At 67.7% G+C, this 14,522-nt stretch carries 13 protein-coding genes; 12 read left to right on the forward strand and 1 reads right to left on the reverse strand.

The window, feature by feature from the left end:
- Positions 1-10: 10 nt before the first annotated feature.
- From DAT37_RS27185 to DAT37_RS27210, 6 genes are all read left to right on the forward strand, one after another.
- The gene (locus DAT37_RS27185; RefSeq protein WP_109527684.1) at positions 11-805 is read left to right on the forward strand and encodes a hypothetical protein; all 795 of its coding nucleotides are present in this window, start codon (positions 11-13) and stop codon (positions 803-805) included.
- Entirely contained in the window at positions 802-2,274 is a 1,473-nt protein-coding gene (locus DAT37_RS27190) for a hypothetical protein (RefSeq protein WP_109527685.1), read from the forward strand. Before DAT37_RS27185 ends, DAT37_RS27190 begins: the two co-directional genes overlap by 4 nt.
- Entirely contained in the window at positions 2,271-3,743 is a 1,473-nt protein-coding gene (locus tag DAT37_RS27195; RefSeq protein ID WP_232840022.1) for an SCO6880 family protein, read from the forward strand. The genes DAT37_RS27190 and DAT37_RS27195 overlap by 4 nt, the downstream gene beginning before the upstream one ends.
- Positions 3,740-5,455 carry a hypothetical protein gene (locus DAT37_RS27200; RefSeq protein ID WP_157978715.1) on the forward strand — a complete coding sequence of 572 codons (1,716 nt, stop codon included), beginning with the start codon at positions 3,740-3,742 and terminating at the stop codon, positions 5,453-5,455. The genes DAT37_RS27195 and DAT37_RS27200 overlap by 4 nt, the downstream gene beginning before the upstream one ends.
- 191 nt (positions 5,456-5,646) lie before the next feature.
- Positions 5,647-7,344: an enoyl-CoA hydratase-related protein gene (locus DAT37_RS27205; protein ID WP_198654448.1), complete on the forward strand. Its 1,698-nt coding sequence runs from the start codon at positions 5,647-5,649 to the stop codon at positions 7,342-7,344.
- A 72-nt stretch (positions 7,345-7,416) separates the two neighbouring features.
- On the forward strand, positions 7,417-8,535 hold the full coding sequence (locus tag DAT37_RS27210) for a C40 family peptidase (RefSeq protein WP_232840023.1): 1,119 nt from the start codon (positions 7,417-7,419) through the stop codon (positions 8,533-8,535).
- A gap of 73 nt (positions 8,536-8,608) precedes the next feature.
- Here the strand turns inward: DAT37_RS27210 and DAT37_RS27215 are convergent, their stop codons facing one another.
- Positions 8,609-9,043: a bleomycin resistance protein gene (locus DAT37_RS27215; RefSeq protein ID WP_109527688.1), complete on the reverse strand. Its 435-nt coding sequence runs from the start codon at positions 9,041-9,043 to the stop codon at positions 8,609-8,611.
- 330 nt (positions 9,044-9,373) lie between these two features.
- On the opposite strand from DAT37_RS27215, the gene DAT37_RS27220 reads away from it, so the two are divergent.
- The 6 genes from DAT37_RS27220 (at position 9,374) to DAT37_RS27245 (ending at position 14,515) form a co-directional block, all read left to right on the forward strand.
- Positions 9,374-9,943 (forward strand): hypothetical protein, encoded by a 570-nt coding sequence (locus tag DAT37_RS27220; protein WP_109527689.1) that lies wholly within the window; start codon positions 9,374-9,376, stop codon positions 9,941-9,943.
- Entirely contained in the window at positions 9,940-10,473 is a 534-nt protein-coding gene (locus DAT37_RS27225; protein ID WP_157978717.1) for a hypothetical protein, read from the forward strand. Before DAT37_RS27220 ends, DAT37_RS27225 begins: the two co-directional genes overlap by 4 nt.
- The gene (locus DAT37_RS27230; RefSeq protein ID WP_109527691.1) at positions 10,470-11,546 is read left to right on the forward strand and encodes a hypothetical protein; all 1,077 of its coding nucleotides are present in this window, start codon (positions 10,470-10,472) and stop codon (positions 11,544-11,546) included. Before DAT37_RS27225 ends, DAT37_RS27230 begins: the two co-directional genes overlap by 4 nt.
- A gap of 46 nt (positions 11,547-11,592) precedes the next feature.
- Positions 11,593-12,495: a hypothetical protein gene (locus DAT37_RS27235; RefSeq protein WP_157978718.1), complete on the forward strand. Its 903-nt coding sequence runs from the start codon at positions 11,593-11,595 to the stop codon at positions 12,493-12,495.
- A gap of 71 nt (positions 12,496-12,566) precedes the next feature.
- Positions 12,567-13,502, forward strand: a complete 936-nt coding sequence (locus tag DAT37_RS27240; protein WP_157978719.1) for a hypothetical protein — start codon at positions 12,567-12,569, stop codon at positions 13,500-13,502.
- Positions 13,503-13,516: 14 nt separating this feature from the next.
- Positions 13,517-14,515 carry a hypothetical protein gene (locus tag DAT37_RS27245; protein WP_157978720.1) on the forward strand — a complete coding sequence of 333 codons (999 nt, stop codon included), beginning with the start codon at positions 13,517-13,519 and terminating at the stop codon, positions 14,513-14,515.
- The last annotated feature ends 7 nt before the right edge of the window (positions 14,516-14,522 follow it).

Below are 14,522 nucleotides of genomic sequence, written 5' to 3' on the forward strand. Positions count from 1 at the left end.
ACTCAGCCACATGCGTTCCTATCGGCCCTTGATCATCGCCTTCGTCGCGATCACCGCTGTCGTTGTGGCTGTGTTCGTGCTGACCATCACCCGCGACTCCGACCACGAGCAGACCGCGCCCAGCATCCCCGCGACATCTCCGGCTGCGGTGAAGCCGAGTCCGTCCGAATCAGTGTTGCCGCCGGGCACGGATCTGTTCGGCAACCGCCTCGAGGTTCCCGGCATCGAATCCGGAGTCGCGGTACCGCAGATGATTGCCGGTCGGCCGGACCCGGGTAGTCCCGACTATCTGAGCACTGCGCCCGCTGGTCTGCGCTGGCAGCGCGGCTGGAGTGGCGCGGCGATGCCGATCTCGAGCAGCGACGGGCCCACCACGATCCGTGACGGCATCGCGACCGGATTCGCCCGCACGCCGCAGGGCGCGGCCCTGGCCGCAGCCGATGCCTTGGCTCGCGCGCTCGCCGCACCTGAACCGGTGTGGCAGCAGGTGGTGCGCGACCGCTACTACGGCGGCGGAACTCTATTGCTGGATCGGTTCGCCCGCTCCCGCGAACGCACCCGAGACGCGGGCCGTTACGTTGTGGTCCCCGACGGCGTCCGTGTCCGGTCCGGCTACCGCGACGATCTCGCCGTGGTCGAGTTCGCCGCCCGTGACGATCTCGGGTACCGGGTCGCGACCTGGCCGATGGCCTGGATCGAGGGTGACTGGCGCGTCCGCGTGCCCGCCGACATCGAAACCCTCTGGGGGCCAGGTACTTACGTCACCAACCTCGCAGGATTCGGCTCGTGGAAGACCGTGTCATGACAACGACGGTCTACGCGTTCCCGGCCAATGGTCTCGGGCGAGAGCAACTGGTGCCGGATGTCTGTGACGTTCCGCTGGGCCCGCAGCAGGCGTGCGAACAACTCGGACAGGCCGCGCAAGACGCAGCGGGTTCGGTGATCGATGAGCTCAGCGACGCAATGGCCAAGGGATTCGCATTCCTCTTGCGGCTCGCGATCGGCTGGTGGACGGATCTGCCCGCACCTGAGCTCACTGCGGCCGGAGGAGAACCCGGTCCAGCGCTGATGGTTATTCGCGACTACAGCGGTGGGCTGCAAGTGCTGTTGCTCACGACCGGGATCATATTCGCTGCCGCGCGTCTGGCGTTGGCCAAACGCGGAGGGGTCGCGGGCGAAGCGCAAGAGAGCTTCCTGATGCTCGCCCGCGCCGTGTTCGCGTCGATGGTCTTCGCCGCAGTGATCACCCTCGGTACTCGCGCGGGCGATCAGTTCGCGGACTGGGTGATCTTCGATGCCAGCCGCGGTGACCTGACCGGAGCTGTCGACCGTGTCACCCAAATAGACAGCTCGACAGTCGGGCTGGGGTCGGGCCTGCTGTTGGTGGTCGCGCTGCTCGGGGTGATCAGCACACTGGTCCAACTCGTGATGCTGGTGATCCGCCAAGCCCTGCTGATCCTCGTGGTCGCGGTGATCCCGCTCGCCGCTGCGGCATCGGGGACCGGCCCGGGGTCGCAGGCATACAAGAAACTTCTGTCCTGGTCGTTGGCATTCGTGCTCTACAAACCCGTCGGCGCACTCGTCTACGCGATCGCCTTCACCGTCATCGGCACCGAGAAACAGACCGATCCACAACAGATCTTGCTCGGACTGATCCTGCTGGTGATGGCCGTGGTCGTGCTTCCCGCGTTGGTGCGCCTGGTCGCTCCGGCGGTCGCCACCCTCGGCGGCGGCGGTGGAGCCACCGCCGTCATGGCCGGTGGTCTCGCCGGCGTCGCGATGGGCTCAGCGGGGGAGAGCGGCGGCGCACGCAAGGTCAGCGAAGGCGAAAACGCCCCGGGCGGCACGGGCACCGGAGACGGCGGCGGTGGAGGAAGCGGCGGGAGCGGTCCACCTCCTGGCGGGGGTGGCCGTCCGATGAGCGGAGGCAGCGGCGCATCCGACGAAGGTTCGCCAGGAAGCGGCAGCTCGAGCCTCGACAGCGGGGGCGGCAACGGTGGCAGCAGGACCAGTGGCGGTACTGCCAGGCCCAGCTCCGCGGTGGGCAAGACCTCGGAAGGCTCCGGCGCTGGCGCTGCTGCGGGCTCCGGTGGTGAGGCCGGTGGCGCTTCCAGTGCTGCTGCTGGTGGTGTGGCCGGTGCGGCGATGATGGCGGCACAAGCAGTCAAAGACGCGGGTACACAAGCTGTTTCCGCTGTCGAAGCGCAAACCGCCGATGCCGCTGAGGGTGGCTGGAACGCGGATTCGCTGAGCCCGGGGGAGGTGCGGCGGTGACCGCGCGCATGTATGGGCGGTGGGAACGTCCGCGTTCGGCGGGGTTCTTCGGGTTGACGTGGGGTGTGTCGATGCTCGGGCTCGGGTTGGTGATCGTGGTGATGGCCGGGTTCATGCTCACCCGCTCATTGACCACCGCGCTCGGGTTGATCGTGGCCGCCGCGGCGGTGTTCACGCCGTTGGCGATTACCGTCAACGGCCGCACCGGTTGGGAACTGGCGCTGCTGCGTGTGCAGTTCGCTGCGGCGCGGTCGCGTGGTGAGCATCTGTATCGCTCGGGCCGCTTCGCTCGCATACCGGGTGTCGCGAAATTGCCTGGTTTGTTGGCGGATTCGCGGCTCAGTGAGTACGAGACCGCGGGTGGTCGTCGTTTCGGGATGCTGCATATCCGCCGTTCGGATCATTACACGGTGGTGTTGCGGGTGATCCCGCGTGGCAAGGAGTTGGTCGATCAGTCCCAGATTGATGCGTGGGTGGAGGGGTACGGGCAGTTCCTGGCGACCCAGAGCCGTGGCGGGGAAGTGGTCGCGGTGACCGCGGTGCTGGACAACGTCGTCGAAACCCGCCTCAAACAATCCGGAGAAGTCACCCGCCTGGTTCGTCCGGACGCCCCGGAGTTCGCGCGGGCGGTGATGGGAGAGGCCGCCGCCGATATCGGTGGGGTGGGGGTGCGGATCGAGGCGCGGATCGCGATCACCTACCGCGCGATCGGCAAAGGCCGCGTGCGCCGCGACGAAGCCGAACAAGCCCGCGAAACAGGGCAACGCCTCCAAGGCGTCCTGTCCCAACTCGCGCGCGCCGGCCTGCCCGCCACACCGCTGCAGGCGTGGGAAGTCCTGGCGTTGGTCCGCACCCGCTACGACCTGGCCTCCCAACGCGACGTGGAAGCCGCTGGCGCGCAGTTGGTGCGGACGCAGTCCTGGGATTCGGTCGGCCCGATCGCCCACGTGGACGGGTGGGATCACTACCTGCACGACGGCGCGCGGTCGATCACCTGGGAAATGGACGCCGCCCCCCGAGGCGCGGTCATGGAAACCGTCCTGGAAGAACTCCTGCGCCCCCGCGCCGATGTCCCCCGCAAACGGGTCGCGATCGTCTACCGCCTGCACTCAGCAGCCGAGGCGACCTCGTTGGTCGATTCCGACTTCCGTGACGCGGTCGCTGCTGAGCAGACCGAGCGCGGTATCGCCAGTGCTTCGGCGCGGATCCGGGTCGGCAATACCCAGGCCGCCCGGGAGGAGCAGGCCCGTGGTGCGGGGTTGACCCGGTTCGGGGTGTTGGTGACGGTGACCGATCACCTCGACGGTGATTTGCCGGGGATCGAGGCGTCGGTCAAGGCGATGAGCGCGGCGTCGCGGTTGAGTGTGCGCCGCTGCTACGGCTCCCAAGCCGCCGCCTTCGCCGCGAGCTTGGGCATCGGGCTGGTCCTGCCCGAGCACACCTCCATCTCCAAGCGGGTGACGGCATGACCACAAACAAGAACCCACGCCGCGATGGACGGACCGAGATGGTCGCGGGAGTGCGCGTGTTGACCACTGCCGCGCGGGCTGCGGCGGAGGGCGCCGCGGCCCGGCCTGGACTACGTGGTTGGTGGGCCAGGGCGGCGATATCGTCTGATGATCATCGTCGGGCCACGCTCGCCCGCCGCACCGAGACCGGTGGTGCGGGTGATGGCTTCGTCCGATCGACCGTCGAGCTCACCGACCGCGGCTATCGCGGGCCGGGCGGCGGACGCGCTTCCGTCGTCCCGGCGACTCCGGAATGGCGTGCCACCACCGCCCAGGTCGTCGGGTTGTGGCCTTTCGCGGTCGGTGCCAGCGCCCCGACGGTCGGGACCCCGGTCGGGTCGCATTACATCACCGGTGCGCCGGTGCATTTCGACCCGATGTCCTGGTTTCTGAAAGGGTTCATCACCGCCCCGATCGCGTTCGTGCTGGCGCTCAACGGGTTCGGCAAATCTAGCCTGATCCGTCGGATGGTGACCGGTGCGGTCGCGGCGGGGGAGACGGTGCTGTGCATGGGCGACACCAAACCCGACTACCGCGACCTCGTGCAGCGCCTCGGTGGACAGGTCGTCGATGTCGGTTACGGGCACGGCACCGTCAACCCGCTCGATGTCGGTGCGCTGGGCACGATCGTGGAGCGGCTCACCGATCCGGATCAGCGTCGCCAGGTCACCGCTCGGGTCGAGGCCGGTCAGATCAACGTGGTCGCCGGACTGATCGAGTTGGTGCGTGGTTCGCGGGTGGCGGACTACGAAGAAGTCTTGATCGCTGCCGGGCTGCGGGAGCTGTACGGCCCGGAGACCGGGTTCAGCTACGAGCAGCCCCCGCTGCTGCAAGACCTCCTGGACGTGATCTCGACCGGCGGTGACCGGTTACGGCGTTTCGCCGAGGAAGACGACGAATACACCTACCGTGCCAGCACCAAAACCCTGCGGCGGTCGTTGCGGGCGCTGGTGGAGGGCCCGTTCGGGGCGATCTTCAACGGCCCCACCAGCACTCGCCTGAACCTGGACAGTCCGGCGGTGTGTGTGGATGTGTCCCGGATTCCCGAGGGCGACACCAAACTCCTGGCCGCGGTGTTGATGGTCTGCTGGTCGGAGGGTTTCGGCGCTGTCGCCGCCGCCCACGCGCTCTCCGATGCCGGATTGCAGCCGCCGCGCACCTTCGAGGTCGTCATGGACGAGATCTGGCGCGTGCTCGGGGTCGGTGAATTCATGGTCGACCGCGTCGACGCGCTAACCCGCCTCAACCGCACCCTGGGCACCGGGCTGATCATGTGCTCGCACACGATCAAGGACCTCGCCGCGTTCGACTCCCCAGCGGCACAAGCCAAAGCGCTGGGGTTCTTCGAACGCGCCCGCGCCAAGATCATCGGCCCCGTCGGCCCGGAAGAGATCAACCGCCTACGCACTGCGGTCGGCATCACCGACACCGAAAAACTCCTGGTGACCTCCTGGGCGGCACCGCGTCCACCCACCGACGACGACCTCGATCCGTCACGTCGTGAAACCCCACCCGGCACGGGGTGCTTCCTGCTGAAAACCGGAGAAGCCGCCGAACCCGGAATCCCGTTCCGTATGGAATTCACAGCCTCGGAGCGGAATACCGACATCCACAACACGAATCGCCGCTTTCAGGGCCTGCCGGGCTCCGATGAAGAGGGGTCGAGGCGGTGATACCGATGCAACCAATATCGAAGCGTCCGAACGCGTTTCACGACCACGGTGCCGAGAGTCGAACCCTGTCCCCTGCCTGCGCCCGCAGCATACCTCTGGCCACCGACCGGCGGGCGGAACACCTTCTGCGGCAGGGGTGGAGCCATTCGCACGTTCAACCGAGCCGCCAGCTTTGTGAGGAGAAAGTCGCTATGTCTCAACGGATTTTGCTGATGTCCAGTGCCCGCAACGGGTTGACCGTCCGCGCGGAACTCGCGCTACGTGGTCACGGCCACCATGTGCGCACCGCCGTCGTCGCTGACGCGTCCGCGATGGATGACGCGGTCGCCGACGAGGACTTCGACGTGATCATCTGCCCGTTCTTGACCGCCGCGATCCCGGCGAGGATCTACGAGCACCACCGGGTGGTGATCATTCATCCCGGCCCGGTCGGTGACCGTGGGCCCAGCAGCCTGGATTGGGCGCTGACCGAGGGCCGGACCCGGTGGGGCGTGACCGCGATCGGTGCGGTCGCCGAGATGGACGCAGGGCCTGTGTGGGCGTGGCGCGCGGTCGAGGTGCAGTACCCGCAGCGAAAGTCCACGCTCTACAACACGGCCATCGCCGACGCCGCCATCGAATGCATCCTCGAGACAGCCACGCATGCCGAGGACCCCGCATTCGTTCCGGTCGACCAAGCCGACGCGCCGCGACCGGTACCCGACGCTCGGACTCGCGCGCCGGTACGCCAGCTCGATCGTCACGTGCCCTGGACCGCGCCCGCAGCCACGATCCTGGCCCGCATCCACGCCGCCGACGGCGCTCCCGGGTGGTGCGCCGAGTTCGCCGGTCACACCGTCCACCTCTACGACGCCCATCCCGGACGCAGCGGCGTACGCGCCGAACCCGGGACCATCATCGGCCGTCGACACCACGGCATCGAAATCGCCTGCGGGGCACAGGAAACGATCTGGGTGGGGCATCTTCGCGCACGCTCGCAGAACGCGACGACCTGCAAAGGACCAGCTGCCAGCGTCCTCGCGCGTCTCGGTGTCGACCTCGACAGTGTGCCCGTGCGTGAGGAATTCGACAGCCACGATATCGTGTACCGCCGCGACGGTGCGGTCGGCACGCTCACCGTGACCGCCTACAACGGTGCCCTGACAACCGGGCAATGTGATCGCCTCGCCGCGGCAGTGCGTGCCGCGAGTGAGCAGGACACCGATGTGCTGGTGCTGCGTGGCGGCGTCGGGCATTTCTTCTTGACCGGAATCCATTTGGGCGCTATCGAACTCGCACCCGATCCCGCTCTGGAGGGGTGGGAGAACATCAAGGCGATCAACCGGGTCTGCCGGGCTCTGTGGGACAGTCCGCAGGTCACGATCGCGGCGATCACCGGCAATGCCGGCGCCGGGGGTGTGGCCCTGCCGCTGGCGGCCGACGTGGTCGTGGCGCGTCGTCGAGCGACACTGTCGCCGGCCTACCGGCCCATGGGGTTGACCGGTTCAGAGCTTCACACGGTCACCCTCCCGCACCGGGTCGGCCCACAGACGGCCGAGACCCTGCTGGAACGCGGTGACGCGCTCGACACCACGACCGCCCGCGAGATCGGGCTGCTCGACGGCATCGGCCCCGACGACAACAGCGAGTTCGACTACTGGCTCGACAGGCTGTCGCGCCGATACACCGAACCACACGTGTACCGAGAAACTCTGCGCCGCAATGCCGGTCGTCGATCCGAGCTCACCCAACCGCTCGACGCCTACGAGGCCGCCGAACTGGTGGACATGGCCGAAGACCTCTTCGCCGATCGACACGGATTCGGAAAACACCGACAGGAATTCCTCAAGGTGAGCGCCGCCCTGCCGACGCTGCCGCGTGCCCACGCGCTGGTAGGCCATCGGCCCTGATCCGGCCCGCCCAGTCCCGCGCAACCCGAAATTCCCAGTCAGAAGCAGTTCCGGAAAGGAGGAGCACAGCAGATGGATGCGACCTCGAAAACCATGACCGCCACCGCGATCTCACTGCCTGTCGCGCTTCTCCTGCTGTTGGTCGTGCTCGTCGGTGCCGAACCGGCGACTTCGTGCGCGACACCATTGGCAGCCGGGGCCGCGGTGGGTGGATCGACCGGGCAGACGATGGCGGGGATATCGGAGTCGCAGTTGCGCCTGGCCCGTGACGGGGTCGCCATAGGCAAGCAACGCGGGATGGGCGAGTCGGTGATCATCGCCGAGCTGGCTGCCCAAGCGACGGAGTCCTCGTTCCGGAATCTGGCGAACCCGTCGGTGCCGGAGTCGTTGACCTACAACAACGACGGTCTCGGCACCAACCACGATTCGGTGGGGCCGCATCAGTTGCGGGCCAGTGTGTGGGGCTCGGTCGGCATCGCCACACTCATGAACCCGACGTATCAGATCAATTGGTTCTACGACCGCGCCCAACAACTGGGGTCGGCCGCCGAGGCGATGTCACCGGCGGAGTTGGCGCAGGAAATCGAACGCTCCGCACCCAACGCCTACGCCGGGCAACTCGGGCTGGCGCGCCGACTCTACGACTTGTTCGCCGACATCGACGTGGGCTCGACCTCCCGCACACAGGCTGCGACGTCTGCGCAGGGATGCGGTTCGGGCTCGGGTGCGCCGTTGAGCGCGGCGTCGGCGAGTGAGTTCGGGCGTGCGGTGATCGAGTACGCGGCCCGCTGGATCGGCACCCCGTACGTGTGGGGCGGCGGGGACACCAGCGGTCCGACCTCGGGTGGCTTCGACTGCTCCGGACTCACCCTCTACGCGGTGTATCACGCCTCGGGCGGGCAGATCCGGCTCCCGCACTACACCCAAGCCCAGCAAGACCACCCCACCGCCCAAGTGGTGCCGTTCGCGCAACGGGCACCGGGGGACCTGATCTTCTTCACCACTCCCGGCGATGCGGATTCCCATCACGTCGGGGTCTACTACGGCCGCGACGAACAGGGCCGTGACCTGCTGCTGCACGCCCCGCAAACCGGCCAGACCGTCACCATCACGCCCCTGAGCGCGTGGGACGGCGAACGCATGGATGTCCGCCGCTACGCCACCACCCCGCCGGGAGGTCCCCGTGCCTGATCGCGTCTCCTCGATCACTTCGTGCCGGCCTTGCGTGCACGCAGGACCGGTGAGAACGCCGCAGTGGTGGTTTTCAGTCCGGACTGCCGAACCTGAGCAAGTTGTTATCGATATCCATCAGCGCGAATTCCTCTATGCCCCACGGCTTGTCCTCGACGGGAGTCACTCGGGCCAGGCCCTCACCAGCGTCCCATCTGCGATGCAGTTCCGTGTCGGTGCACGGCGGATCCTGCGAATCGGTCGCCCATACCCCGGCGGCGACGAACTCGGCGCGCACGTGGTCGACGTCGTCCACGGCGACGAATGCCGCACCAGCCGCCACCCACGGGTCGTGGTCGGGTGTGTGCGCGTAGTGCAGTTCTATCGCGTCTCGTTGCACGAACCCGTACTCGGTGCCGTAGGCCTCGGTCTCGAACCCCAGTCGGCTGTAGAACTCGAGCGTCGCGGCGATATCGCGCGAGGGCAGGATCGGCACGGCAGGACCTTCGCGACGCCCGATTTTCGACATGAGTCGATGGTAAACGGATCGACAGTTCAACCCGCCCCGGCCACACCCAGAGCGCAGTCCACGCCCTGCCGCGCCCACTCGAACGAGCCGGCTCTCACCTGCCAGCCGGAACCGAGGCGAATGCGCCGTGCCCGTGTCGCCACCCGGACAGCGCACCAACCGGGGTGCGCCCCTGCCGACAATCCCATTGCCACACAGGCCTATTCACTCCGACGATCCAGCATCACGAGGTTGATCATGAACCACCACACTCTCACCGCTACCACATCCGGCCCGACGGCTCGCGGTGTGGTCGCTGCTCATGTGCGGCGGTTGCGTCGCTGTACTCGGGTGTCCGAGTTGGAGGATTTCGCGGTCGCGCACGGGTTGAACGCCCCGGCCGACTTCGCCCGATACGTGAGCGCGTTGCGGATGGTCGCCGGTGTGGATCTGGCCGCGGTGCGTGCGTTGGGCTTCGCTCAACGACAGGTCGATCCGGTCTTGGTCGCCCGCGCTCGCCGGGGGCCGCGTCTGATGTTGTGGTGTGCGGGCACGACCCGTCGGTTCACGGTGGCACGCCGGGGTGGGCAGGTGCTGTGGCGTGACCATCATCCTCCCGACCGTTTCGTGATCAATGCTGTACGGGCGGCGGAATCGGCGGCACTGCAGGCGATCTGGTTGGCCGGTCAGGCTCTCGGGCGGTCGATGTGGGATGCGGGGGTTCTGCGTTTGACGATGGAGCGCTCCCATGGTCTGGCTCTTGTCGACCTGCATCACGCCGCCGTCGCGGCAAATCTGCTGCTCGAGTTGGTCACCGACCCGATCGACAACCCGGCCAGCCGCAAAACCGGCTCCCGGACCGTGCCGTGGGATCGCGGCGATTTCCTCACCCTCATCGGCTCCGACCGGGAGCTGCGGTGAACAGGACAATGTCGTTCCCGGCCATCGCGCTCACCGTTATCTGCCTGACCGGATGCGCCGCGCAGACCACATCGACAGTGAGCCAACAGCACTGCCGTGAAACAGGTTTCGCCGCACCGTTCAATGCAGTCGATCCCTGTGATGGTGAAGCGGTGCTCACCGCCGGGCTCGCGGCGGTATTCGGCTATCGCCCTGTCGAGCAGGCCGATCAACGCGACACCGCCGCCGCAGCACGGCCCCTGCTCACCCCCAGGCTGGCCGAACTGGCCGAGACCTCGGCAGCGACGTGGGGACCGGTCACCGCCACTGTCTGGCAGCGCTGGCGCGAGGAGCGAACACCGGTCCACACCAATGTGCGGGTCAGCCAGGACGATCACCCGCCCGATACAGCCACCACACTCGCTCGGGTCGCGGTGGTCGAACTCGACGCCACCGGCGCCGCACCGACGGTGTTCCCGGTGTACGCCACGGTTAGCCGCACCGGCCCCGCCACAGGCTGGTTGCTGTCGGGATTGCGGGTGCTTTCATGAGCGGGGATCCGGTCGAGGAGAGCGGCCAGGCGCTGCGCCAGGGTGCGGTGCAGGCGTTCCAGATGGCGCATACGACCGCGGCGTTGATGCGTGGGCGTGGTGGTGAGAGTCGCTCGAAGTCCGAACACGATCAGCGCGTCGAGCTCGCCGCCGCGCGGGAGCAGCGTTCGATCGTCGAGCACAACGTGCGCGTCGGGACCGCGATCGGCAAAGCGGGCGACGACCACACGATAGCGAAGGCGCGTGTGGAGGAGATCCGTGCCCGCATCGACCACAGCCAGCAGGCCCACGAGCTGGGCCAGGACGAGACGAAGGCTCGGATGTCGCGTGCCGAATCCGATCTGCGGCGTCGCAACCGGATGGGGCGTCAGGAGTATCGGCACAACGAGATCCTGCACGCGGCCAAGGTCGACGCCTATGCCGGTCGTGAGACCCGCGCGGGCGAGGTCCATGCCCTCGAGGTCGAGTACAAGCAACTGCTGATCGATATCCGCCGCCGCGCCGCCGGTTTCAGCGACACCCTGACCAGTTCGGGTTCGGTCGGTGACGCCGCGGCCTCGACCGCGGCGTTCGCCGCCGCGAACGCCAGCGAGGGCTTGTCCGACGAGCACGCCGCCGACGCCGCCGCCTACGAGCGACGCTTCCACACCGACACCGGCCGCGACTACCGAGACATCGTCGACGCGACCCTCGAGGATCCCGACCCGGGCACCAACTCCACGACCCCGACCCCTGGTGCGGAGCTCGACCTGGCGGTGATCGACGTCGAGATCATCGACCTCAGCGGTGAGGAGGTCGTCGGTTCGGGGGCCGAGGAAGTCGAGCCCGAATACCGGGTGTCGTTGGACGCGGTGCGGGAGTTGACCGAGGAACTGACCCTCGACACCTACCTCACCCATGAATTCAGTGGTTCGGTAGCGGATCCGGGCTCGGATCCGGATGCGGTCGATGTTCTCGCCGAAGCGGTGGCCGCGGCTGTGGTTCCCGGTGAGAACCCGATGGCGGTCGATCTGGCCGACGAGGTCGCCGTCGACACGGTCGATGTGGCGGCGGATGCGGGGTTGGACCTGTGACCGGCCACGGTGAGCGGTCGCGCCTGCACGTGTGTGGGGGTCGGTGATGCATAGCCCGAGTCGTTTGCAGGCGCATCTGCTGCGGGGGATCCAGAACCTGGCGTTGGACCATCAGCAGCGCCGCATTGAATTCTCCGTATCCGGGCAGCCGGCGGAAGTGTTGGCGCAGTTACAGATCGGGGAGCGCTCCCTGATCTTGTTGGAGCAGGTCGCGGCGGGTGTCGGTGTTCCTCAGGCGTGGATCGCCTACAGCCGGGCAGCAGGAGAACGCGGTGATCGGTGGCGTCCCGGGCAGCAGTTACTCGGCTCGGGATTCGTCGACCGCGACCGCCTGCTGGCCGGACTCGGTCGGGAGGTACGCGAACTGCAGCACATGGCCGGGGTGGGGGCAGTGTTCACCCGCCAGGGCGGCCTGGACTCCGACGTCGTCGCCCGCTTCCGTCGGGTGATGGGCATGACCTGGCAGCGGTTGGGTGCCATCTCCCACGCCCTGGGCCTCACACGCGAGGAACAACATCAGGTGTGGGCGCGCGGTGACCGGCACTGGTCCACCGCGGTCGCCGACCAGGTCCGCGCGGCGGACGCTCGGTCGGTCGCGCAGAGCTGGAACCGCATCGTGGCCACCGATTTCAGTGCGTTGACCGTTCCGGTGATCGTGCTGCAAGCCGCCGGGATCACCGCCGAAGACCTGGCCGCGGCGATGCCGACCTCCCCCGACGACATGGTCACCCACGTCGCCGACGCTCTGACCGCCGCCGAACACCACGCCGATACCGCACCCGCGGTGACCGACCCCTCCCGCACCCCCGACGCCACCGCGATCAGCGCCGCCGTCGAAGGCGCAGGCACCGACAACCCAGCACTCGACGTGTCCGCGAGCACTGACGGTCTCGGCGATGCCGATACAGCGATACCCGACTTCGACGTCGATGCGGGGACAGCGCTGTGACCGCGGTGCTGGCGCGGCTCGCCAGCGGGATCCACAGTCCGACAACGCTTCACAGCAAAGGAAGACATGTCATGATTTACCCGAATCAGGGTGGTGAGCTATCGGGGTGGAGAGCGGGGTTGCTCGCCCGCATCCAGGACCGGACCGCCGACCACGCCCGCGTGCTTCGTCAAGGCTTCCCCGAATACAAGACCGAGTACGGGCGCGGTGACGTGGCCTTACAACGGTGGCGCTCGAACCTACGCGACCTCGCAGCCGACCGTGACGAGTTGGCCGTCCGCGCTGCCGCCTCCGGTGTCCCGGAAGCCGCGATCACCGCGGCGGTGGAGGCCGGGAGGCGGGGTAGGCGGTGGGAGCACAACAGGGCGAATCCGCCGACGACCCGTCATGGTGAGGACCCGATCCGGGGGCAGATGATCGCGGCGATGGCCGAGGACATGTGGACCCTCGAACACATGGCCGCGGTCTCGGTCGCCACCGAGTTCCGGTTCCTCGGCGATGTCATGGACGCCGAGGGACCCCGCCAGTATCTGGTCGGGATGGGCTCGCTGTGGCATCGAGTCGACGCACAGGCCATGCTCGCCGACCTCACCCCGGGCGAACGCGCGGATCTATGGGGCCGCGACGAACAAGGCTGGCGACGACTGGTCGCGACCGTGGCCGGATACGACGACGCCCAATTGCTCGAGCAGTTTCGGGCGTACTCGTGGTCCGGGATCGAATGGGACGTCACGCGCACCACCGAGAACCTCAACGCCGACCTCAGCGACCTCGCCCCACCCGAAACCCGCCCACCCACACCAGAAGAACTACTCGACCGCGCCGCGTACTTCGTCCACGGAACCCTCGACCCCGACATCCTCGACGACCACGGTCGCAGTATCGATCGCGCCGTCGACGCCGCCGCAGCCGACACGACCACCACCCGAACGTGGGGGAGTGAGCCGGTCGGTGAGGTGATCGAGCGGCCACCCGAACCTGACCCCGCGACCGGGCTCGACTGGTGAAGGGGGCGTGAACGATGACGACTTCGGAGCCTTCACCGCCGATTCGGCAGACGGTGGTGCAGTGGCAAGCGCACCTGCTGTCCCAGATTCGGTTGCTGGCCGAGGAACACGCCCGGATCCTGGACGCGGGCTGGGACGGGTTCGAGGCTCTCGATCCGGACGGCGGCGCGGAATCGGCGTGGCGGCACCATCTGGACGCTTTGGCCGGGGAACGTGAACAGATCGAACAGACCGCGCTGAGCGCGGGACTGCCCCAAGCGTGGATCACCGACGCCGCCGCCCTCGGCGAACACCACACCCAACCCCGCTTCGACGCCTTCACCCGCGCCGAATCGATGCCCTGGCGTGATGAAGCCGCCCAGGGATTCTTCGTCGACATGCTCGGGCTGGACCTGTGGCATCTGGACCGCATGGCCGCCCTGGTCGCCGAACGCGCCGACCGGATCGCCACCGGACGCTGGAGCTACGGCACCGACCCGATAGGGGAGAAGCAATTCGCGGCCAACATGGCACTGCGCCACCAACGTGTCGTCGCCTTGGCGCACGCCGCCGCGATCACCGAAACCGAAGCCGCACTCCTGTGGGGAGATTCAGCCGAACCCTACCGGCGTGAACACGCGGTGTGGCTGGAGAACAGAGACGAACTCGGGGTGGTCGCGGCATGGAATTCCTACACCACACCCAGCACCGAACTGAAGGTGCCGCCGTATGTTCCCCTCGACCCCGCTACCGGCACCCCCATCGCTGGCGCCCATACGCTGCCACCGACACCCCAGCAGATGATCGCCGCAGCGCAGGCATCGCTGCGCGCCGAATTCATCGACGCCGCCGTCACCAGCAACAGTGCCGAGCAGGTCGTCGATACCGTCGACGCCGCATCCGCGATCAGCGCCGCCGTCGACGACGCGCTCAGGCACGACTCCACCGCCGACTGGACCGCTGACCCCCATATCGGCAGCGACCCCGAACCAGAGGTCGGCGGGTATCACCCCGACCTCGGCACAGACCCATGACGGGTAA

The sequence above is a fragment of the Nocardia aurea genome (assembly GCF_003123685.1).
GTDB lineage: Bacteria > Actinomycetota > Actinomycetes > Mycobacteriales > Mycobacteriaceae > Nocardia > Nocardia aurea.

Bases quoted from the DNA above. Each gene is read 5' to 3' on its own strand.
- DAT37_RS27185 (WP_109527684.1), top strand. From the start codon at position 11: ATGCGTTCCTATCGGCCCTTGATCATCGCCTTCGTCGCGATCACCGCT.
- DAT37_RS27190 (WP_109527685.1), top strand. From the start codon at position 802: ATGACAACGACGGTCTACGCGTTCCCGGCCAATGGTCTCGGGCGAGAG.
- DAT37_RS27200 (WP_157978715.1), top strand. From the start codon at position 3,740: ATGACCACAAACAAGAACCCACGCCGCGATGGACGGACCGAGATGGTC.
- DAT37_RS27205 (WP_198654448.1), top strand. From the start codon at position 5,647: ATGTCTCAACGGATTTTGCTGATGTCCAGTGCCCGCAACGGGTTGACC.
- DAT37_RS27210 (WP_232840023.1), top strand. From the start codon at position 7,417: ATGGATGCGACCTCGAAAACCATGACCGCCACCGCGATCTCACTGCCT.
- DAT37_RS27215 (WP_109527688.1), bottom strand. From the start codon at position 9,043: ATGTCGAAAATCGGGCGTCGCGAAGGTCCTGCCGTGCCGATCCTGCCC.
- DAT37_RS27230 (WP_109527691.1), top strand. From the start codon at position 10,470: ATGAGCGGGGATCCGGTCGAGGAGAGCGGCCAGGCGCTGCGCCAGGGT.
- DAT37_RS27235 (WP_157978718.1), top strand. From the start codon at position 11,593: ATGCATAGCCCGAGTCGTTTGCAGGCGCATCTGCTGCGGGGGATCCAG.
- DAT37_RS27240 (WP_157978719.1), top strand. From the start codon at position 12,567: ATGATTTACCCGAATCAGGGTGGTGAGCTATCGGGGTGGAGAGCGGGG.
- DAT37_RS27245 (WP_157978720.1), top strand. From the start codon at position 13,517: ATGACGACTTCGGAGCCTTCACCGCCGATTCGGCAGACGGTGGTGCAG.